The sequence below is a fragment of the Stenotrophomonas sp. TWI1149 genome (assembly GCF_039673155.1).
GTDB classification, from domain to species: domain Bacteria; phylum Pseudomonadota; class Gammaproteobacteria; order Xanthomonadales; family Xanthomonadaceae; genus Stenotrophomonas; species Stenotrophomonas maltophilia_AA.
This window is the reverse complement of the sequence record NZ_JBDJLB010000009.1, coordinates 1-18,528: the sequence shown is the minus strand read 5'-3', so window position 1 is coordinate 18,528 and position 18,528 is coordinate 1. Positions and strand designations below refer to the sequence as shown.

The 18,528-nt window shown below is 66.8% G+C and carries 15 protein-coding genes and 1 rRNA gene; 5 read left to right on the top strand and 11 right to left on the bottom strand.

Translation table 11 applies throughout. From position 1 onward, the window contains the following. Window positions 1–5 precede the first annotated feature (5 nt). The 5 genes from ABE424_RS11460 to ABE424_RS11440 all read right to left on the bottom strand — a co-directional run bounded on the left by ABE424_RS11460 (window position 6) and on the right by ABE424_RS11440 (window position 3,834). Window positions 6–596: a cytochrome c oxidase assembly protein gene (locus ABE424_RS11460; protein WP_346492617.1), complete on the bottom strand. Its 591-nt coding sequence runs from the start codon at window positions 594–596 to the stop codon at window positions 6–8. Further along, complete coding sequence (locus ABE424_RS11455) at window positions 593–727, bottom strand: hypothetical protein (protein ID WP_346492618.1); 135 nt, start codon at window positions 725–727, stop codon at window positions 593–595. The genes ABE424_RS11460 and ABE424_RS11455 overlap by 4 nt, the downstream gene beginning before the upstream one ends. An 8-nt stretch (window positions 728–735) precedes the next feature. Continuing rightward, a complete protein-coding gene (gene ctaD / locus ABE424_RS11450) occupies window positions 736–2,346 on the bottom strand; it encodes a cytochrome c oxidase subunit I (protein ID WP_019185997.1) in 1,611 nt (536 codons plus the stop codon). Between the two features lie 64 nt (window positions 2,347–2,410). Next, window positions 2,411–3,346: a cytochrome c oxidase subunit II gene (coxB, locus tag ABE424_RS11445; RefSeq protein WP_346492619.1), complete on the bottom strand. Its 936-nt coding sequence runs from the start codon at window positions 3,344–3,346 to the stop codon at window positions 2,411–2,413. 11 nt (window positions 3,347–3,357) lie between these two features. Next, on the bottom strand, window positions 3,358–3,834 hold the full coding sequence (locus ABE424_RS11440; RefSeq protein WP_176990547.1) for a DUF2244 domain-containing protein: 477 nt from the start codon (window positions 3,832–3,834) through the stop codon (window positions 3,358–3,360). A 276-nt stretch (window positions 3,835–4,110) separates the two neighbouring features. Here ABE424_RS11440 and putA point away from each other — a divergent pair, with 276 nt between their 5' ends. Beyond that, window positions 4,111–7,350 carry a bifunctional proline dehydrogenase/L-glutamate gamma-semialdehyde dehydrogenase PutA gene (putA, locus tag ABE424_RS11435; RefSeq protein ID WP_346492620.1) on the top strand — a complete coding sequence of 1,080 codons (3,240 nt, stop codon included), beginning with the start codon at window positions 4,111–4,113 and terminating at the stop codon, window positions 7,348–7,350. Window positions 7,351–7,407: 57 nt separating this feature from the next. Here the strand turns inward: putA and ABE424_RS11430 are convergent, their stop codons facing one another. Next, window positions 7,408–8,052 (bottom strand): hypothetical protein, encoded by a 645-nt coding sequence (locus ABE424_RS11430; protein WP_346492621.1) that lies wholly within the window; start codon window positions 8,050–8,052, stop codon window positions 7,408–7,410. Between the two features lie 114 nt (window positions 8,053–8,166). After that, a complete protein-coding gene (locus ABE424_RS11425; RefSeq protein WP_346492622.1) occupies window positions 8,167–8,685 on the bottom strand; it encodes a tautomerase family protein in 519 nt (172 codons plus the stop codon). A gap of 35 nt (window positions 8,686–8,720) precedes the next feature. Between ABE424_RS11425 and ABE424_RS11420 the strand changes: the two genes are divergently transcribed. Continuing rightward, the gene (locus tag ABE424_RS11420) at window positions 8,721–9,680 is read left to right on the top strand and encodes a helix-turn-helix domain-containing protein (protein WP_346492623.1); all 960 of its coding nucleotides are present in this window, start codon (window positions 8,721–8,723) and stop codon (window positions 9,678–9,680) included. 87 nt (window positions 9,681–9,767) lie between these two features. Here the strand turns inward: ABE424_RS11420 and ABE424_RS11415 are convergent, their stop codons facing one another. Beyond that, complete coding sequence (locus ABE424_RS11415) at window positions 9,768–11,111, bottom strand: outer membrane protein transport protein (RefSeq protein ID WP_346492624.1); 1,344 nt, start codon at window positions 11,109–11,111, stop codon at window positions 9,768–9,770. Window positions 11,112–11,337: 226 nt separating this feature from the next. Here ABE424_RS11415 and ABE424_RS11410 point away from each other — a divergent pair, with 226 nt between their 5' ends. Further along, window positions 11,338–12,030: a rhomboid family intramembrane serine protease gene (locus ABE424_RS11410; protein WP_176990552.1), complete on the top strand. Its 693-nt coding sequence runs from the start codon at window positions 11,338–11,340 to the stop codon at window positions 12,028–12,030. A gap of 196 nt (window positions 12,031–12,226) precedes the next feature. On the opposite strand, the gene ABE424_RS11405 is transcribed toward ABE424_RS11410, so the two are convergent. Both ABE424_RS11405 and ABE424_RS11400 read right to left on the bottom strand, forming a co-directional pair. Further along, window positions 12,227–13,765 carry a S41 family peptidase gene (locus ABE424_RS11405; protein ID WP_346479861.1) on the bottom strand — a complete coding sequence of 513 codons (1,539 nt, stop codon included), beginning with the start codon at window positions 13,763–13,765 and terminating at the stop codon, window positions 12,227–12,229. 126 nt (window positions 13,766–13,891) lie between these two features. Then, window positions 13,892–15,124: a peptidoglycan DD-metalloendopeptidase family protein gene (locus tag ABE424_RS11400; protein WP_346492629.1), complete on the bottom strand. Its 1,233-nt coding sequence runs from the start codon at window positions 15,122–15,124 to the stop codon at window positions 13,892–13,894. Between the two features lie 190 nt (window positions 15,125–15,314). Here ABE424_RS11400 and ABE424_RS11395 point away from each other — a divergent pair, with 190 nt between their 5' ends. Together ABE424_RS11395 and ABE424_RS11390 are read left to right on the top strand one after the other, a co-directional pair. After that, entirely contained in the window at window positions 15,315–15,977 is a 663-nt protein-coding gene (locus ABE424_RS11395; protein WP_346479862.1) for a hypothetical protein, read from the top strand. A 54-nt stretch (window positions 15,978–16,031) separates the two neighbouring features. Beyond that, on the top strand, window positions 16,032–17,762 hold the full coding sequence (locus ABE424_RS11390; protein ID WP_346492625.1) for a M28 family metallopeptidase: 1,731 nt from the start codon (window positions 16,032–16,034) through the stop codon (window positions 17,760–17,762). Window positions 17,763–18,218: 456 nt separating this feature from the next. Here ABE424_RS11390 and rrf read toward each other — a convergent pair. Continuing rightward, window positions 18,219–18,333: ribosomal RNA gene (rrf, locus tag ABE424_RS11385) — 5S ribosomal RNA — on the bottom strand. Between the last annotated feature and the right edge of the window lie 195 nt (window positions 18,334–18,528).

Here is an 18,528-nt window from a genome sequence, read left to right as displayed (position 1 = left end):
CCGGATCAGGGAGCTGCACGCGCGCCGGTCGGCAGGCTGGCCGGGGCCAGCTCCGCGGACAAGGCGTCGTTCTTGTAGAAGGTGTAGGACAGGGTGATCGTGGTGATGTTGGCCGGCAGGTCGGGATCGACGATGAAGCGCACCGGCATGTCGCGCTTCTCACCGGCCTGCAGGGTCTGCGCGGTGAAGCAGAAGCACTCGGTCTTGCTGAAGTAGCCCGACGCCTTGGCCGGCGCCACCGAGGGCACCGCGCTGCCGACCAGCGCGCGGTCGCTGTCATTGCGCGCGAAGTACAGCGCTTCGTTGAGCTCGCCGGGCACCACGTCCATGGTCAACTGTTCGGGATGGAAGGCCCAAGGCAGCTTGGAATTCACCCCGCCATCGAACTCGACCCGCACCGTGCGCTTGCCGGTGGCGGCTGCAGTGCCTGCCGCCGCGCCGGGGCCACGCTCCAGGCGCACGCCGAACACCTTTTCGCAGGCGATGCGGTACAGCGGCACCAGCGAGAAGGTCAGCACGAACACCGCCAGCGCCACCCCGATCAGGCGGGGCAGGCCCGCATGACGTGCGGGGGCGGCCGGGCGCGGATCGCTCATCGCCCGATCACCCCGCTGAGGATGAAGCCGGCATAGACCATCAGCGCGACGATGCCGACCGCCCACGCGGTGCGATGCGCGCGGCGACGTTGCAGGGCCTGCTCATCCGGCGTGCGGGTCGTGCTGGTCATGAGCGGCCTCAATGGGTGATGTCGTCATGGGCCAGATCACCCGGACGGATGGTCGGCGGCGTGGTGAAGGTGTGCGCCGGTGCGGGCGAGGGAATCGTCCACTCCAGGCCACGTGCGCCTTCCCAGCAACGATCCGCGGCCTTCGCGCCGTGGCGCAGCGAGTGCCACAGGATCGCGGCCATCATGAAGGGCGTGACGAACATGCCGAACGCACCGATCGAGCTGATCAGGTTCCAGTCGGCGAAGGCCACGCTGTAATCGGGGATGCGTCGCGGCATGCCGGCCAGGCCGAGGAAATGCTGCGGGAAGAACAGCAGGTTCACGAACACGATCGACCACCAGAAGTGCACCTTGGCCCAGGTTTCGCTGTACATGCGTCCGGTCCACTTCGGCCACCAGTAGTACACCGCGGCGATCAACCCGAACACCGCGCCGGTGACCAGCACGTAGTGGAAGTGCGCGACCACGAAATAGGTGTCGTGGTATTGGAAGTCGGCCACCACGATCGCCAGCATCAGGCCGGAGAAGCCGCCGATGGTGAACAGGATCACGAACGCCACCGCCCACAGCATCGGCGCTTCGAAGGTGAGCGAGCCGCGCCACATGGTGCTGACCCAGTTGAACACCTTCACCCCGGTCGGGATGGAGATGAGCATCGTGGCGAACATGAAGTAGATCTCGCCGCCCAGCGGCATGCCCACGGTGAACATGTGGTGGGCCCAGACGATGAAGGACAGGAAGGCGATCGCGGCGATCGCGTAGACCATGGCCTGGTAGCCGAACAGCGGCTTGCGGCTGAAGGTGGGGATGATCTCGCTGACCACGCCGAACGCCGGCAGGATCATGATGTAGACCTCCGGGTGCCCGAAGAACCAGAAGATGTGCTGGTACATCACCGGGTCACCGCCACCGGCGGCATTGAAGAAGCTGGTCCCGAAGAACTTGTCGGTGAGCAGCATCGTCACCGCACCGGCGAGCACCGGCATCACCGCGATCAGCAGGAACGCGGTGATCAGCCAGGCCCAGCAGAAGATCGGCATCTTCAGCAGGTCGATCCCGGGCGCACGCATGTTGAGCACGGTGGCGATGATGTTGATCGCACCCATGATCGAGCTGATGCCGGCCACGTGGATGGCGAACACGCTGAAGGCCACGTTGTAGCCACCCTGCAGCGACAGCGGCGGGTACAGCGTCCAGCCACCGGCGGGGGCGCCGCCCGGCAGGAACAGGGTCAGCAGTAGCAGGCTGAAAGCCACCGGCAGCAACCAGAACGACCAGTTGTTCATGCGCGGCAGGGCCATGTCCGGCGCGCCGATCTGCAGCGGGATCATCCAGTTGGCCAGGCCGACGAAGGCCGGCATCACGCCACCGAAGATCATCACCAGCGCATGCACGGTGGTCATCTGGTTGAAGAACTCGGGCTTGACGAACTGCAGGCCCGGTTGCGCCAGCTCAGCGCGGATGATCACGCTCATCGCCGCGCCGATGATGAACATGATGAAGCTGAAAAGCAGGTAGAGCGTGCCGATGTCCTTGTGGTTGGTCGAGAAGAACCAACGCTCGAAGAACCCCTGCTGATGCCCGTGATGCCCGTCGTGGTCAACTGCGGAATGCGCCATCGCAACTACACCTCACTGTATCCGGTGGTACCCGCATCCGCCGGTTGGCGGACGCGGCTCGATTTCAGGCGTTGCTGTCTGTTGCTGCAGCGGCCGGCTCGCTGGCCGGTGCCGGGGTGGCCTCGGCCGGGGCGGCCGGCGCAGGGGCCGGAGCCGCCTCGGGTGCGGGTGCCGGGGCAGGCTTCTTCGAGGCCAGCCACTTCTGGTAGTCCTCCTTGGAAACCGCCTCGACCACGATCGGCATGAAGCCATGGTCCTTGCCGCACAGCTCCGCGCACTGGCCGCGGTACACGCCGACCTGCTCGATGTTGGTCCAGGCCTCGTTGATGAAGCCGGGAATAGCATCCTGCTTCCAGCCCAGTGCCGGCACCCACCACGCGTGGATGACGTCGTCGGAGGTGATCACGAAGCGCACCTTGGTATCGACCGGCAGCACCAGGCGGTTGTCGACATCCAGCAGGTAGTGCGGATGGCTGTCGCGGGTCGGCACGACGCCACTCTGGCGCACGCGGTCGGACTCACGGTCCAGGCGGCTGGTGAAGCTGACGTTCTCGCCGAGGTATTCGTACTTCCACATCCACTGATAGCCGGTGACCTTGACGGTCATTTCCGAATCGCGGGTGTCGTAGAACTTGATCAGGTTGGCCGTGGCCGGCCACGCCATCACCACCAGGATGATCACCGGGATCACGGTCCAGATGACCTCGGCCTTCGTGTTGTGGCTGAAGGTGGCGGCGACCGCGCCCTTGGATTTGCGGAACTTGAAGATCGCGTAGAACAGCGCGCCGAACACCAGCACACCGATCACGGTACAGACCCACAGCGAGAACAGGTTGGACTCCCACGCCAACCGCGAGCTCTGGGTCACCCCCTTGCCCATGTTCAACTGCCACGGTTTGGGGTCGGCCGCCTGGGCCCACGCCATGGCCGGCGCCAGCAGCGCGACCCCGCTCAACACCGTCTTCCCGAACGTACTGCCCCACTTTCTGCATTGCTTCATTGCCTAGACCCTTAGCGTCGTCGGTTGCGGCCGTCATTGGCCGCGAGCAAGCCTTCTAGTTTCTGAGCCAGTACCTGGCGTTCGGCCGGTGCGAGGAAACTCCCCACGTCCACCTGCCTACCGCTGGATGCCAGCCGGACTCTGCGTTCATCGGCGATCAGCCTCACCCAGTGCGGGTGGGCGCTGAACACCGGCGAATGCCCGGGTGCGGGAATCACTTCCACGCACGCCGGCACTACCCGGATCTCTTCCTGCCGTTCTCCACTGCGCCACACCGTGCGCAGCGCCACTGCCAGCAACGCGCTGTACAGCAGAGCAAACACGGGGGCGAATACGTTGCCAGTGAACCAGCCCAGGCCGGCCGCCAGCCACATCACCCCCGCCAACACCACAAACAACAGGACGAACTGCCGGGCATCGAGCGCCCGTGGGGGACGCAGCCGCAGTTGCGTCCCTGATCCGTCCGGAGCGATGAGCACCTCGATCATGTCGCAACCGCGTTTTTCCTGCCGCGGGAAACGTCTCGATGGTAGCCCTGCTCTCCAGCGAGTAGCAAGGGTCCATTCACAGTTTCAGGAATGGTGCAATACAGCATCGACTGCGGCGGCCGTTTTGACGAAAACAGCACAATAAATGGCAGGCACGTCGAATCCGCCGAATCCCCCTGTATGACAGGCTATGCGACGGATGGGGCCGGCCACGGAAAGCACTTGACTCGCCCAAAAAACGATTAAAATGGTCAAGTTCTCCACGAGCCGACCGGCATGACTGCATCTTCTGTCCTTCCCCCTGCCCCGGCATCGTCCGGCGCCGCCCGCCCGCCGCTGCTGTCCCCCGAGCTGCCGGCCGTTCCCAATGCGTTCCGCCAGGCGATCACCGATGCCTGGTTGAAGGACGAGGCCACCCATGTGCGCGAGCTGCTCGAGCAGGCACGCCTGCCGGCCGCCGAGCAGGCCAAGGTGCAGGCCACCGCTGCCGACCTGGTCAAGCGCGTGCGCGTGCGTGCCCAGGACCAGGGCGCGATCGAAGCCTTCATGCGCCAGTACGACCTGGGCAGCGAGGAAGGCGTGCTGCTGATGTGCGTGGCCGAAGCCCTGCTGCGCATTCCGGACCAGGACACCGCCGACAAGCTGATCCGCGACAAGCTCGGTGATGCCGACTGGAAGAAGCACATGGGCGGCAGCGACTCGGTGCTGGTCAACGCCTCCACCTGGGGCCTGATGCTGACCGGCCGCCTGGTCCAGATCAACGATTCCACCCGCGCCGATGTGCCGGGCGCGTTCAAGCGCCTGATCGGCCGCGTGGGTGAGCCGGTGATCCGCCTGGCCGTGCGCCAGGCGATGAAGATCATGGGCCATCAGTTCGTCATGGGTCGCACCATCGACGAAGCGCTGTCGCGCTCGCACAAGGGCGACAACGCCAGCTACCGCTATTCGTTCGACATGCTCGGCGAAGGTGCGCTGACCATGAAGGACGCCAAGCGTTACCTGGAAGACTACCGTCGCGCGATCCACTCGATCGGTGGCGACCACAAGGCCCGCGGTGGCCGTCCGGATGGCGACGTCAATTCGGCACCGGGCATCTCGATCAAGCTCTCCGCGCTGTACCCGCGCTACGAGCACGCCAAGCGCGCACGCGTCATGGCCGACCTGGTCCCGGGCGTGCTCGAACTGGCGCAGCTGGCCAAGTCCTATGGCATCGGCTGCACCGTCGACGCCGAAGAAACCGACCGCCTGGAGCTGTCGCTGGACATCATCGAAACCGTGGTCAGCGATGCCTCGCTGGCCGGCTGGGAAGGCTTCGGCGTGGTCGTGCAGTCGTACCAGAAGCGCACCCCGTACACGATCGATTACCTGGCCGACCTGGCCCGCCGCATCGGTCGTCGCCTGCAGGTCCGCCTCGTCAAGGGCGCGTACTGGGATGCGGAAATCAAGCGCGCACAGATCGAGGGCCTGCCGGCGTACCCGGTGTTCACCCGCAAGCAGAACACCGACGTGTCCTACCTGGCCTGTGCCAAGCGTCTGTTCACGCACAGCGATGCGATCTACCCGATGTTCGCCACGCACAACGCGCACACCATCGCAGCGGTGCAGGCGATCGCCAAGGGCGGCCAGTACGAGCACCAGAAGCTGCACGGCATGGGCGACGACCTGTACGCCGAAGTGGTGCCGGCCGACCGACTGAACGTGCCGTGCCGCGTGTACGCGCCGGTCGGTTCGCATGAAGACCTGCTGCCGTACCTGGTGCGTCGTCTGCTCGAGAACGGCGCCAATTCCAGCTTCGTCAACCGCATCACCGACGACAACGTGGCCATCGACGACCTGATCCGCGATCCGGTCGAAGTGGTCTCCTCGTTCGCGTCCATCCCGCACCCGAAAATCCCGCTGCCGGTCGATCTGCTGCGCAGCCAGAACCATGACAGGAAGAACTCCATGGGCGTCAATCTCGCCAACGACAACGATCTGCGCGCTCTGGCCGAGCAGCTCAACGCCGCAGTGCCCGCGCCGGGCAAGAGCGGGTGGCACGCCGCGCCGCTGGTGCCGGGTGCCAACCCGACCGGCGCGCTGTTGAACGTGACCAACCCGGCCGACACCCGCCAGGTCGTCGGCCAGTGGCAGCCGGCCGACAGCGCCACCGTGGAGAAGGCGCTGGCCAATGCCGTGGCCGCGCAGCCGGCCTGGAACCGCACCCCGGCCGCCAGCCGCGCGGCGATCCTGGAACATGCCGCCGACCAGCTGGAAGCGCGCATGCCCGAGTTCATGGCGCTGTGCGTCAAGGAAGCCGGCAAGAGCCTGCCCGACGGCATCGCCGAAGTGCGCGAAGCGGTCGACTTCCTGCGCTACTACGCCAAGCAGGCACGCGAGCAGTTCGGCCATGCCGAAAAGCTGCCGAGCCCGACCGGTGAATCCAACGAACTGCAGCTGCATGGCCGCGGCGTGTTCGTCTGCATCAGCCCGTGGAACTTCCCGCTGGCGATCTTCCTCGGCCAGGTCGGTGCTGCACTGGCCGCCGGCAACAGCGTGATCGCCAAGCCCGCCGAACAGACCAACCTGATCGGCTATTACGCGGTGAAGCTGCTGCTGGACGCCGGCGTACCGGAAGGCGTGCTGCAGTTCCTGCCGGGCGACGGCGCCACTGTCGGTGCGGCCCTGACCGCCGACCCGCGCGTGGCCGGCGTGGCCTTCACCGGCTCGACCGACACCGCTCGTGCGATCAACCGCGCGATGGCCGCACGCGACGCCGCCATCGGTGTGCTGATCGCCGAAACCGGCGGCCAGAACGCCTTCATCGCCGACTCCTCGGCGCTGCCGGAACAGCTGGTCAAGGATGCGATCGGTTCCGCGTTCACCTCGGCCGGCCAGCGTTGCTCGGCCGCGCGCGTGCTGTTCGTGCAGGACGACATCGCCGACAAGGTGATGACCATGCTGTCCGGTGCGATGGCCGAACTGAAGGTCGGGGACCCGGGCCTGCTGTCCACCGACGTCGGCCCGGTGATCGATGCCGATGCGCTGCAGATCCTCAAGGATCACGCGGTACGGATGGAGAAGGACGCCCGTCTGATCGCCGCTGCCACGCTCGGCGAAGACGCCGCGCACGGCACCTTCTTCGCCCCGCGTGCGTACGAGCTGAAGAACCTGGACCAGCTGCACAAGGAGATCTTCGGGCCGGTGCTGCACGTGATCCGCTGGAAGGGCGATCAGCTCGACGCGGTGATCGACCAGATCAACGCGACCGGCTACGGCCTGACCCTGGGCGTGCATTCGCGCATCGATGAAACCGTCGACCGCATCTCCTCGCGCATCAACGTCGGCAACGTGTACGTCAACCGCAACCAGATCGGTGCGGTGGTCGGCGTGCAGCCGTTCGGCGGCCAGGGCCTGTCGGGCACCGGCCCGAAGGCCGGCGGTCCACACTACCTGCTGCGCTTCGCCACCGAAAAGACCGTCACCGTGAACACCACGGCGGCCGGTGGCAACGCCTCGCTGCTGACCCTGGGCGACTGATTCCCGGCGTCCTGTGTTGAACGAAAAACCCCGCGAAAGCGGGGTTTTTTGTGGGTATTACTCTTCGATCGACTCGATCTCGTCGCGCATCAGCAGCTCGTTGCCCATGTAGCGCTCGAACCGGATGCGGCCGAACCCGGCGGCGTACCACGCCTCGATGCGGCTGTCTTCGAAGGTGGCAGTGACGTGGCAGGTGTCCTTGAAGGTACGCGGCTGGTAGCCGACCTCCGCTTCCACGTCCTCGAAGCCGACGAAGGTGTAGTCGGAGAAGCCGTCATAGTCGATCGGCTCGACGGTGTCTTCGGCATGGTTGGTGCGCTCGCCCTTGCCGTTGACTTCGAAACGATCGCCCGGCTTGGCGTTCGCCGGGAACGTCGGCGCGGGCTTGAAGACGTCGGTCATCACCGGCTTGGCGCCGTCGCCACCCCAGGCGGAAATGCCAAGGCGCTCCTGGCCGAGGAGCTGGCGGCCGCTCGCATCGTAGTAGCTGGCGCTACCGACACCACCGCCGGCACTGTTTACCTTGATCGCCTGCTGGCCGGCGAACGTGGCCTTCTCGATGGTCAGCGTTTCATCACTGGTGGACCACGACAGGCCCGGGGTCAACGTAAAACAGGTGGCGAACTCCGGTGCAGCCAGCGCCGGCAGCGAGAGACCGGCCAGGCCAAGAGCGAGCGCGGAGCGCAGAAGCAGAGACGACATATACAGATCCTTGTCAGCAGGCACGAGACGGCAGGGGCGCCGTCCGGGCGGGGATTGTACGTCGTGTTCGATGTCATTCCGGCGTTCTTTCCTCCGCCCGGGTGGCGCGTCGGATCAGGCCGGCGCGGCCTGCGATTGCAGGTGCGCGTAACCGGCGTTCCGAACGAAGTCGCTCACCTGCCAGAGCTGTCCATTGACGGCCCAGTGACCGTCGGCGACGTCGGTCATCACGATCGACCCCAGCAGCACGCGGGTGTCCTCCGACGGCAGGCACCCCGCGATGGCCTCGTGCAGTTGGCGGGCGTAGTCGGCGCGCTGCCGCGCATCCAGCACGCCCTGCGGTATGCGCACCTCGATCTGGCAGGGAATAGCGCGCGCGCCGATGTCCAGACCGCCGCACAGCCAGTGGCCGGCCGCGATTTCCTGCAGCATCACCCAGCACAGGCGCTGCTGGGCCGGTTCGGGGCCGAGCCCCGTGGCGCGGACAGCCGCGTCGTGCACGGCCTGCAGCAGGCGTTGCCGGGTGGCCAAATCGAAGGCATGGGCGGGAAGGGTCACGGTGAGGTTGGGCATGCGGATCACGGTGTTGCGGGAGGGGCGTCCATTGGAGCCGAACACCGCTCCGGGCAACATCGGCCGATCTGACATCTTTCGTGCACAATCAGCCAATGCATGATTTCACCGTCATCGTTCTGCCCGGTGCGTTCGCCTCCAGCGTCGCGCTGACCCTGGACATCCTCACCACGGCCGCCACGCTGGCGCCGCGGCTGGGCCTGCCGGTCCCGCGCTGGCAGGTCTGCAGCCCGGCCCGGGGCGCTGTCCGCCTGGGGACGCACCTGCAGTTGCGCGCGGAAGCGATGCCGCGCATCGCCGATCCCCAGTCCTGCTGGATCGTGCCCGGGCTCGGCGTCGAGGATCCCGAGGCCATCGCGCAACGCCTGCGCGATCCGGACATCCCGGGTGTGCTGCGGGCGCTGCGCACGCACGTGGCGGCGGGTGGGCGCGTCGCCGCGTCCTGTGCGTCCGTGTTCCTGCTGCACGACGCCGGGCTGCTTGCCGGGCGCAGCGTGACCACGACCTGGTGGCTGGCCGGCGCACTGCAGCGGCAGGCCCCGGAGTGCCGGGTCGATCCGGACCGCATGGTGATCGATGACACGCAGGTGATCACGGCAGGCGCCGCGCTCGGCCATACCGACCTGATGCTGTACCTGCTGCGGCAGCGCTTTGGTCCCGCCCTGCCCGATGCGGTGGCGCGCGCCCTGCTGCTGGACCGCCGGCAACTGCAATCGCCGTTCATGGTCCCGGCGATGATGGCGCAGGGCAATGCGTTGATCGCCTCGCTCACCGCCCACATCGAAGCCACGCTGCCGGCCACGGTCAGTGTCGGTGCGCTTGCGGCACACGTCGGCATGTCCACGCGCACGCTGTCACGGCAGGTCGGCAAGGCTACCGGGCAAGGGCCGTTGCACCTGATCCGCAGCGTGCAGTTGAACCAGGCGCGCGCCCTGCTGGAGAACAGCCGCTACTCGGTGGAGACCGTGGCCGAGCGCGTGGGCTACCGCGATCCCACCGCGCTGCGGCGGCTGATGCGCAAGCGGCTCAACGCGACGCCGCGCCAGCTGCGCTGATCCGCCCGGTGCACGCTGCAGGCAACAAAAAACCCCGCTTTCGCGGGGTTTTCTGCTGCTGCGTTCAACCGATCGGTGACGCGTCGATCAGAACTTGTAGTTGAACGAAGCGGCCAGGACGTCGCCACGGACCTTGTACTTGCCGTTCAGCGAGTTGCCCTGGTTGTTGGTGGTGCCACCGATGATCACGTCCGGATCCTTGGTGAACAGGTGGGTGTAACCGAAGTTGTATTCGGTGTTCGCCGACGGGGTCCAGCCCACGCCCATCGACAGCCACTTGCGGCTGGTGTCCGGCACGCGCACGTCGCGGTGTGCGTTGGTGGTCGGGGTCTGGTCCAGCGCGACACCGCCACGCAGGGTCACGGTGTCGCTCAGCTTGAAGTCGGCACCCAGCGAGACGAAGGTCGTATCGCGGTAGCCGAACTCCAGCACCGAATCGGGCTGGCTGGAGGCGTAGTCGATGGTGACCTGGTCAAACGCGGTCGACCAGGCGGTACGGGTGACATCACCCATCACGGTCCAGCGGTCGTTGACGTTGTGCGTGACGCTCAGGGTGGCCGAGGCCGGCAGGGTCAGCGTGGCCTTGCCCGAGGTGCTCACGAAGTTGCCCGGCTGGGCGCGTGCGAGCACGGCGGCCGCGTTCGTCGGCACGTCGAAGGTGGCGTCGCCGCCGGTGATCTTGTGCTCGACCTTGGAGCGGTAGCTGATGCCGATGTGGGTGTTCTCATCGGGGCTGAACAAGCCGCCGACGGTCCAGCCCACGGCGTTGTTGTCGCCTTCAACGGTCAGCTTGCCATCGGCGCTGCCCGGGGCGAAGCCCGGAACGCGGGCCTGGGCCAGCGCGGTGCCGAAGTCGATCTGGTTGCTCAGTTCGATGGTCAGGTGCTCGACGAACACGGACGCGCCGAAGGACACGTACGGGTTGACGTCGTAGGACGCGGCGAAGCCCAGGTCGATGGCCTTCATGTCGGTCTTCAGGCCGCTGTAACGGCCGACCCAGCCATTGTCATAGTCGGTCTTGAAGCCGAACGGTGCGGTCAGCGAGACGCCGAAGTGCGCCTGCTCGCCGATCGGCATGTGGAAGTACGCGGCCGGGACCGGGGCGATCATGCCGGCGTCGCCGCCGTCACCGCCGGTCTGCGGCTGGCCGGTCGGCTTGCGGCCGGTGCCCTTGAACTTGGCCGAGAAGCTGATGGCGCTCAGGTCGCCCTGGACCTGCATGCCTTCGAGCTGGCGCATGCCGGCCGGGTTGACGGCCATGATGGAGGCGTCGCCGGCGGCGCTGCCGGAACCGGCGAAGGCGCGGCCGAGGCCCTTGGCGCTGTTTTCCTTCAGCTGGAAGGCGGCAGCGTTGACGTGGCCCACGGCCAGGACACCGGCAATGCCGACGGCCAGGGCGGTGACGCGGGCAAGAGTGGAAGCGGTATGCATTGTTGGTTCTCTCCGGAAAGCGGTGATGTTGGCAACGCGCGCCTGCGCCGCCCCTCCCCTTGATGGGTCAGGACAACGCGCCGGATTCCCCTCCCGACATACGACGCCGTATGCGAGTATACCGAGAGCGGTTAATGAAACAATAACGTGTGTCGCCCTTGTGGCTATTCATGCTGAACACGACATATCCCCGTCAGCTCAGCTGCCGCGCTAGGCTAGTGCCCGCATGTTCGTGTCGACCCCCTCCCGCAAGAAAGCCGCCTACCGCTGGGCCACTCCCCTGCTGTTCGCCGCACTGTGGGCGGCCTTCCTGTGGTCGATCTCCCGGCCAGACGATGCCCGCCGCAGCCTGTGGATGGACTGGGGCGCGCTGTCCACCGGCCTGACCCACCCGCTGGACTGGTGGGCGACCCTGCAGGACGGCAGCGTGCTGCGATTGTTCACCGCGCTGTTCCTGCACGCGGACTGGTCCCACCTGCTGGGCAACCTGGTGTTCCTGCTGATCTTCGGGCTGCCGGCCGAGCGCGTGCTGGGACCGTGGCGGCTGATGCTGCTGTTCCTGGTGGGCGGGGCGATCTCCAACCTGACCGCGATCTACACGATGGGCAGCCCGGACCAGATCATCATCGGGGCCAGCGGCGCGGTGTCGGCGCTGATCGGCGCCTACCTGGCGCTGTTCCCGGGCGCGCGGCTGGGCGTGGTGATTCCGTTGGGCCTGTTCCTGGAATTCGTCCGCGCCCCGGCCTATCTGCTGATCGGGGTCTGGGCCGCGCTGCAGGTGGTGTTCGCGTATATCGGCCCGACCTTCGGCATGGTGGCCTGGTGGGCGCATATCGCCGGCTTTGTGTTCGGGCTCGGCTACGGCGTGTATGTGCGCGCGGCGATTGCGCGGCGGCTGCGCAAGCGGCACGGGTTCTGAGGGCATGACCGGGAGCGGGTCGGCCGACAGGTCAGCCAACGGGTAGTGCCGGCCGCTGGCCGGCTCCCCGCAGGGTTGATTCGAGCAGAGCCGGCCAGCGGCCGGCACTACCTGGTGGGCTTCATGCGGAGCCGGCCAGCGGCCGGCACTATCTGGTGGGCTTCATGCGGAGCCGGCCAGCGGCCGGCACTACCGATCAGGGCTTGATCGGTGCCGTCGAGGCCGGGGCTTCCGGCTTGGCCGGTGCAGGCGTAGCCGGTGCAGCCGCAGGCTGTTCGGCTGGCTTGGTCTCTGCCGGTTTAGTCTCAGCAGGCTTCGTTTCTGCCGGCTTGACAGTTGCCTCGGCAGGCTTTGCCACCGCTGCCCCTCCCGCTGCCGGCTTGGCTGCCGGCTTGGCCGCCGGCTTCTTCGCCGCCTCGGCCTTCTGCCTGGCCAGCACCGAACCCGGCTGCTTCAGTTCGGCCAGGGCATCGTTGATTGGACCATCGCCGGGCAGCACGTCACCGGCCTTGTAACCCTCGGTGCCTTCTTCATCGCCACGCAGGTGGCCCGGAAGGGTGGCTTCGCTGTAATCGGTCAGGCTGGCCGGCAGCTCGTCATCACCCGGGCGCTTTTCCGGCTGCAGCAGCACGTCCGGGATGATGCCGGTGGCCTGGATGGACTTGCCGCTCGGCGTGAAATACCGCGCGGTGGTGAGTTTCACCGAGTCACCGTTGTCCAGCGGCAGCACGGTCTGCACCGAGCCCTTGCCGAAGGTGCGGCTGCCGACCACGCGGGCACGGCCATTGTCGCGCAGGGCACCGGCCAGCACTTCGGAGGCGCTGGCCGAGCCGGCGTCGGCCAGGACGACGACCGGTGCGCCCTTGAGCAGATCGCCCGGGGTCGCATCGAAGCGTGCATCGCTGATCGAGATGCGGCCACGGGTGCTGACGATGTTGCCCTTCTCGAGCAGATCGTCGGCCACCTGCACGGCGGCGGTGAGCAGGCCACCCGGGTTGCTGCGCAGATCCAGCACCAGCCCCTTGAGCTTGCCACCGGCCTGCTGCTGCAGCTGGGCGACATGCTTCTGGAAATCGGCACCGGTGTCGGCCTGGAAGGTGCTCAGGCGGATGTAGCCATACCCGGGTTCAAGCATCCTGCTGCGCACGCTGGTGACGCGGATGGTCTCGCGGGTCACCGTGACATCGAACGGCTTGGGCTTGCCCTCGCGCACCAGGGTCAGCACGACCTTGGTGCCCGCGGCGCCACGCAGCGGTTCGGTCGCTTCGATCGCGCTGATCGGCTTGCCGTCGATGGCGATGATCAGATCGCCCGCCAGGATGCCCGCGCGTGTCGCCGGGGTATCGTCGATCGGCGAAATGACTTTCAGGCTGCTGTTGTCGGGCTGCTGCTGCAGCTCCACGCCAATGCCATCGTAGGCGCCGTTGGCCTGCTCATCGAAGGCCTCGGCGTCTTCCTTGTCGAAGTAGGTGCTGTGCGGATCCAGGTCCAGCAGCAGGCCGCGGATCGCGGACTGCATCAGCTTCTTGTCGTCGACCGGATCGACGTAGGCCGCGCGCACCGCGTTGTACACGGCAGCGTAGCGGCGGATTTCTTCCAACGGAACCCGTGAGGTCACCGCTTCTTCCGTGGTGGCCGCATCGGCCCCGCGTGCCGGCGCTTCAGCGGTCTGCTGCGCCCAGGACACCGCGGGCAACAGGGCCAGCAGCAAGGTGGCGGAACGGGCTACGCGCATGAAGCACTCCAGGATGAGCGGGGGACGGTTATCCACGCACCACGGTGCGTCGCCCGATTATGCGCGAAGCGACGGTAAATTCCCGTTGAATCCCCTGCACGGCGGCGCCCCCAGGTTGGGCGCTGTTTATCGCCGCTGCAGCCAGCTGCCCGGATCGACCGGCTGCCCATTGCGGCGCAGTTCGAAGTAGAGCGCGGTCACGCCCTGCCCGCCGGAATTGCCGACCTTGGCCACCGCCTCGCCCTTCTTCACCGTGGCGCCGGCATCGCGCAGCAGGGTGTCGTTGTGGGCGTACAGGCTCATGTAGCCGTTGCCATGATCGACGATCAGGATCATGCCGTAGCCGGTCATCCAGTCGGAGAACACCACGGTGCCATCGGCGACGGCGGTGATCGTGCTGCCGGCCGGCGCACCGATCAGTACGCCACTGCTGGTGCGGCCATCGGGCAGCTTGCCGCCATAGCGCGCGAGCAGGTTGCCGGAGAGCGGCCAGCCCAGCCCACCCACCTTCGGCGGCGGCGCGGAGGCGACCGCAGGCGGCGTCTTGGTCGCGCGCGGCGGCGGGCGCGTGCCACTGGCAGCCGCGGCACGATCGGCCTTGTCGGCAGCGGCTTTTTCCGCGGCGGCACGTCGCGCGGCAGCACGGCGTTCGGCCTCCGCCCGGGCAGCGGCGGCACGCAGGTTGGCGAGCAGGGTTTCCAGCGCCTTGGCGTCCTGGCCCAGCGCCTTTTCGCGTTCGCTGCGATCCTTGTAGCGCTCGTCCAGCGTGGCCACCGTCGCCGCCCGTTCGCGGCGATCATCGGCCAGCGTGGCGACCTGCTGCTTCTGCTGCTGCCGGGTCCCTTCCAACGCCTTGCGGCGGTCGACGATCTCCGTCTCCACGCGCTGCAGTTCGGTGAGGTCGGCCGTCAGCGACTGGATGCGCTGCGCACGCTCGCGCTGCAGGTACCGGTGATAGGCCAGGCTGCGGTTGGCATCGGCGACGCGATCCTGCGACAGCAGCAGCTTCAGCGGTGCGTTGTTGCCGATGCGGTACGCCGCGCGCAGCAGCGACGCCAGCTCCGCCCGCTGCTTTTCCAGCCCGGCCTGCAGTGCATCGCGCTTGGCCTGCAGCTCGTTCATGGCGCGGGTTTCGCGTTGCAGCGCGGTTTCGGTCTGGGCCAGGACGCGGCCGGTGCGGGCGACCTTCTCATCGGCTTCGCGCAGCTGGCGCGAGGCCTGTCCGCGCTGACCTTCCAGGTTCCGCCGTTCCTGGGCCACGCCCTTGAGCTCGCTGCGCAGCTTCTGCAGCTTGCGCTCGGCTTCCTTGGAGGACTGGGCGGCGAGCGGGCTGGCGCCCAGCACGGCCACCGCCAGCAGCAGCGCACGCAACGTCGGGGTCAGCCACTGCGAGCGACCGCGTCCGTCGGTCGGATTGTTATCCCGGCGTGAGGAGAAGGCGTTGTGGCGCAAGGGCTTTCCAGTGACTTCAGGCAGATGCGGATTGCAACGATGCATGGTGACATTCCTGCAGGCGGCCTGCCAGCCGCGCTCCACCATCGAGGTTCCCATGAAACGCTCCCTGCTTCCGCTGCTGCTGGTCCTGGCGCTGCCCTGTGCGCCGGCCTTCGCAGGCGACAACATCAGCAAGGTCAACGGCAGCATCTCCGCCGAGGCCGGCCAGAGCTACGGCAATCTGGAGACGGTCAACGGCGGCATCAAGGTCGCCGAAGGCGCCGTCACCGGTCGCATCGAAACCGTCAACGGCGGCATCCGCGTCGCCGATCGCGCGCGGACCGGCGGTATCTCCACGGTCAACGGCAGCGTGCGGGTCGGGCGCGAAGTGATTGCCAGCGGCGGCGTGGACACGGTCAACGGCGGCATCTTCCTGGACCGCGGCAGCCAGATCGACGGGGGCCTGGAGACCGTCAACGGCAGCATCGGGCTGGTCGAGACGCGCGTGGCACGCGGCATCGAGACGGTCAACGGCGACATCACCGTCGGCGTGGGCTCGCAGGTCGAAGGCGGGATCGAGGTCAAGAAACCGAACTTCAACCTGTCGCTGACCCCCGGCCGCAAGCCGCGCGTGATCATCGGGCCGAACGCGACGGTCAGCGGACCGTTGGAGTTCCAACGCGAGGTCACCCTCTACGTCCACCGCACCGCGCGGGTGGGACCGGTCAGTGGTGCCGTGGCCGTGCCGTTCGATACCGACACCGCGCCGCAGGATTGATATTGTGCTCACTGGTGCGCTGCGCACCCGCCTTTCCCGTTCCAGGAACCGATGATGCCCCGCAAACTTCTGTTGTGCCTTGCCGCTGCCGCTGCGTTGACCGCGTGCAAGGGCGAATCCGCGGCACCTGCCGCCGCGCCCGCCACCGACGCGGCGCCGACCGCGCCCAGCCACGCGTTTTCGCCGGAGATCAACGCCGACGACTTCGCCGAGCTGGTCAAGACCCTGGCCTCGGACGAGTTCGAAGGCCGTTCGCCGGGCAGCAAGGGTGAAGAGCTGACCGTCAACTACATCCGCGACCAGATGCAGCGCATCGGCCTGCAGCCGGGCAATGGCGACAGCTGGTTCCAGGATGTCGCGATGACCGAGACCACGGCCGATGAGTCGACCGTGCTGAAGCTCGACCAGGCCGGCAAGGCCCGCGAGCTGAAGTTCGGCACCGACATGGTGATCGGCACGCGCAGTGGCCAGCCGGAGGTGAAGGTCGAGAACAGTGACCTGGTGTTCGTCGGCTACGGCGTGGACGCGCCCGAGCAGAAGTGGAACGACTATGCCGGCCAGGACTGGAAGGGCAAGACGGTCGTGATGTTCGTCAACGACCCCGGTTTCCACGTCAACGACGGGAAGCTGTTCGACGGCAAGCGCATGACGTACTACGGGCGCTGGACGTACAAGTTCGAGGAAGCCGCACGCAAGGGCGCGGCCGCCGCGCTGATCGTGCACGACACCGCCGGCGCGTCGTACGGATGGGACGTGGTCAAGAACTCGTGGGCCGGTCCGCAATACGATCTGCCCGCCAAGGATGATCCGGAAGCACGCCTGCCGGCGCAGGGCTGGCTCAGCGCCGATGCCGCCCGCCAGCTGTTCGCCGAGGCCGGCCTGGATCTGGACAAGGCCTACAAGGACGCCAGCAAGCGGGGCTTCAAGCCGGTGCCGTTGAAGGCCAAGGTGTCGTTCGACCTGAAGAGCACCATCGCCGAGAAGAAGTCACGCAACGTGGTCGGCGTGCTGCCGGGCAGCAAGCGGGCGGACGAAGCGGTGCTGTACATGGCGCACTGGGATCATCTCGGCAAGCACGAGGGTGAGCAGGGCGACAACATCTACAACGGTGCCGTCGACAACGCGACCGGCGTGGCCGGCATCCTGGAAGTCGCCGACGCGATGGTCCACCAGCAGCCGGCACCGGAGCGTTCGGTGGTGTTCCTGGCGGTGACGCTGGAAGAGTCGGGCCTGCTGGGCTCGAAGTACTACGTCAGTCATCCGACCTTCCCGCTCGACAAGATCGCCGGCGTGATCAACATCGATGCGATGTCGGTGGCGGGCCGTGCCAAGGATGTGACCGTGACCGGTTTCGGCAGCTCCGAGCTGGAGGACATCCTCAAGCCGCTGGCCGCGAACCAGGGCCGTACCCTGCACGGCGAGACCGCGGTGCAGAGCGGCTTCTACTTCCGTTCGGATCACTTCAACTTCGCCAAGGCGGGTGTGCCGGCGTTGTATGCCGACGGTGGTGAGGATCTGCGCGACGGCGGTGTCGAGGCTGGCCGCAAGGCCGCCGAGGACTATGGCAGCCACCGTTACCACGGCCCGAAGGATGAGTTCGATCCGGCGACCTGGAAGCTGGATGGCACGGTCGAGGACCTGCAGCTGCTGTACGGGGTTGGCCAGGAGCTGGCTGGCGGCGACCGTTGGCCGAACTGGTACGAGGGCAATCCGTTCAAGGCGGCACGCGATGCCATGATGAAGGGCAAGGGCGCTGAGACGCCGGCCGCGGAGTCTGCGCGCTGAGCGGTCGTTGTTTCTGACGTGATCTCTGTTTCATGAAAACGGCGCCTTTCTAGGCGCCGTTTTTTTTGGGTCGGCGGCTGGGTTGGTCGGGCGTTGGGCCACGACGCCCTTGCCGGTGACGCCCCCGACCGCCGCCTGACGGCGACGCCCTCCTCCTTGATTTCGCCCACAAGGGCATCGCGACGCAACGTATCCAGACAACTGGCGCCGCCCAGCATCAGCGCGACAGCGAGTGCCGGGATGGATCTGGTCAGTCCGCACACAGTACGCGAAGCCTCGTAGCGGCCGGTAGGCGCCTGGGCAGAATCAAGTAGGAGGGCGTCGCCGTCAGGCGGCGGCCGGGGGGACATTTGCCGAGGGGCCTGCCGGTCGCTGCGGGGCCCTTACGCTCGCGGAAGATGCAAGCGGAGAACAAAAAAAACCCCGCTGCGTGAGCAGCGGGGTTTTGGGTGTAAACCCTGGCGATGACCTACTCTCGCATGGCTTAGGCCACACTACCATCGGCGCAGCTGCGTTTCACTTCCGAGTTCGGGATGGGATCGGGTGGTGCCACAGCGCTAATTTCACCAGGGAGACGGTTGGAGCAGCGCATTGCGCCAGCTCAGCAGAGGTCTCTTCCGAGAAACAGATACCTGCAAAAACCAGGTGCCTGCAAAAAAAGAAAACCCCGCTGCGTGAGCAGCGGGGTTTTCGGGTAAAAACCCTGGCGATGACCTACTCTCGCATGGCTTAGGCCACACTACCATCGGCGCAGCTGCGTTTCACT

What these genes read in the sequence shown, in the direction of transcription:
- ABE424_RS11415 (WP_346492624.1), bottom strand. Translation starts at nt 11,111, where the DNA reads ATGCATACCGCTTCCACTCTTGCCCGCGTCACCGCCCTGGCCGTCGGC.
- putA (WP_346492620.1), top strand. Translation starts at nt 4,111, where the DNA reads ATGACTGCATCTTCTGTCCTTCCCCCTGCCCCGGCATCGTCCGGCGCC.
- ABE424_RS11425 (WP_346492622.1), bottom strand. Translation starts at nt 8,685, where the DNA reads ATGTTGCCCGGAGCGGTGTTCGGCTCCAATGGACGCCCCTCCCGCAAC.
- coxB (WP_346492619.1), bottom strand. Translation starts at nt 3,346, where the DNA reads ATGAAGCAATGCAGAAAGTGGGGCAGTACGTTCGGGAAGACGGTGTTG.
- ABE424_RS11390 (WP_346492625.1), top strand. Translation starts at nt 16,032, where the DNA reads ATGCCCCGCAAACTTCTGTTGTGCCTTGCCGCTGCCGCTGCGTTGACC.
- ABE424_RS11455 (WP_346492618.1), bottom strand. Translation starts at nt 727, where the DNA reads ATGACCAGCACGACCCGCACGCCGGATGAGCAGGCCCTGCAACGTCGC.
- ABE424_RS11395 (WP_346479862.1), top strand. Translation starts at nt 15,315, where the DNA reads ATGAAACGCTCCCTGCTTCCGCTGCTGCTGGTCCTGGCGCTGCCCTGT.
- ABE424_RS11410 (WP_176990552.1), top strand. Translation starts at nt 11,338, where the DNA reads ATGTTCGTGTCGACCCCCTCCCGCAAGAAAGCCGCCTACCGCTGGGCC.
- ABE424_RS11430 (WP_346492621.1), bottom strand. Translation starts at nt 8,052, where the DNA reads ATGTCGTCTCTGCTTCTGCGCTCCGCGCTCGCTCTTGGCCTGGCCGGT.
- ABE424_RS11420 (WP_346492623.1), top strand. Translation starts at nt 8,721, where the DNA reads ATGCATGATTTCACCGTCATCGTTCTGCCCGGTGCGTTCGCCTCCAGC.
- ctaD (WP_019185997.1), bottom strand. Translation starts at nt 2,346, where the DNA reads ATGGCGCATTCCGCAGTTGACCACGACGGGCATCACGGGCATCAGCAG.
- ABE424_RS11460 (WP_346492617.1), bottom strand. Translation starts at nt 596, where the DNA reads ATGAGCGATCCGCGCCCGGCCGCCCCCGCACGTCATGCGGGCCTGCCC.
- ABE424_RS11440 (WP_176990547.1), bottom strand. Translation starts at nt 3,834, where the DNA reads ATGATCGAGGTGCTCATCGCTCCGGACGGATCAGGGACGCAACTGCGG.
- ABE424_RS11405 (WP_346479861.1), bottom strand. Translation starts at nt 13,765, where the DNA reads ATGCGCGTAGCCCGTTCCGCCACCTTGCTGCTGGCCCTGTTGCCCGCG.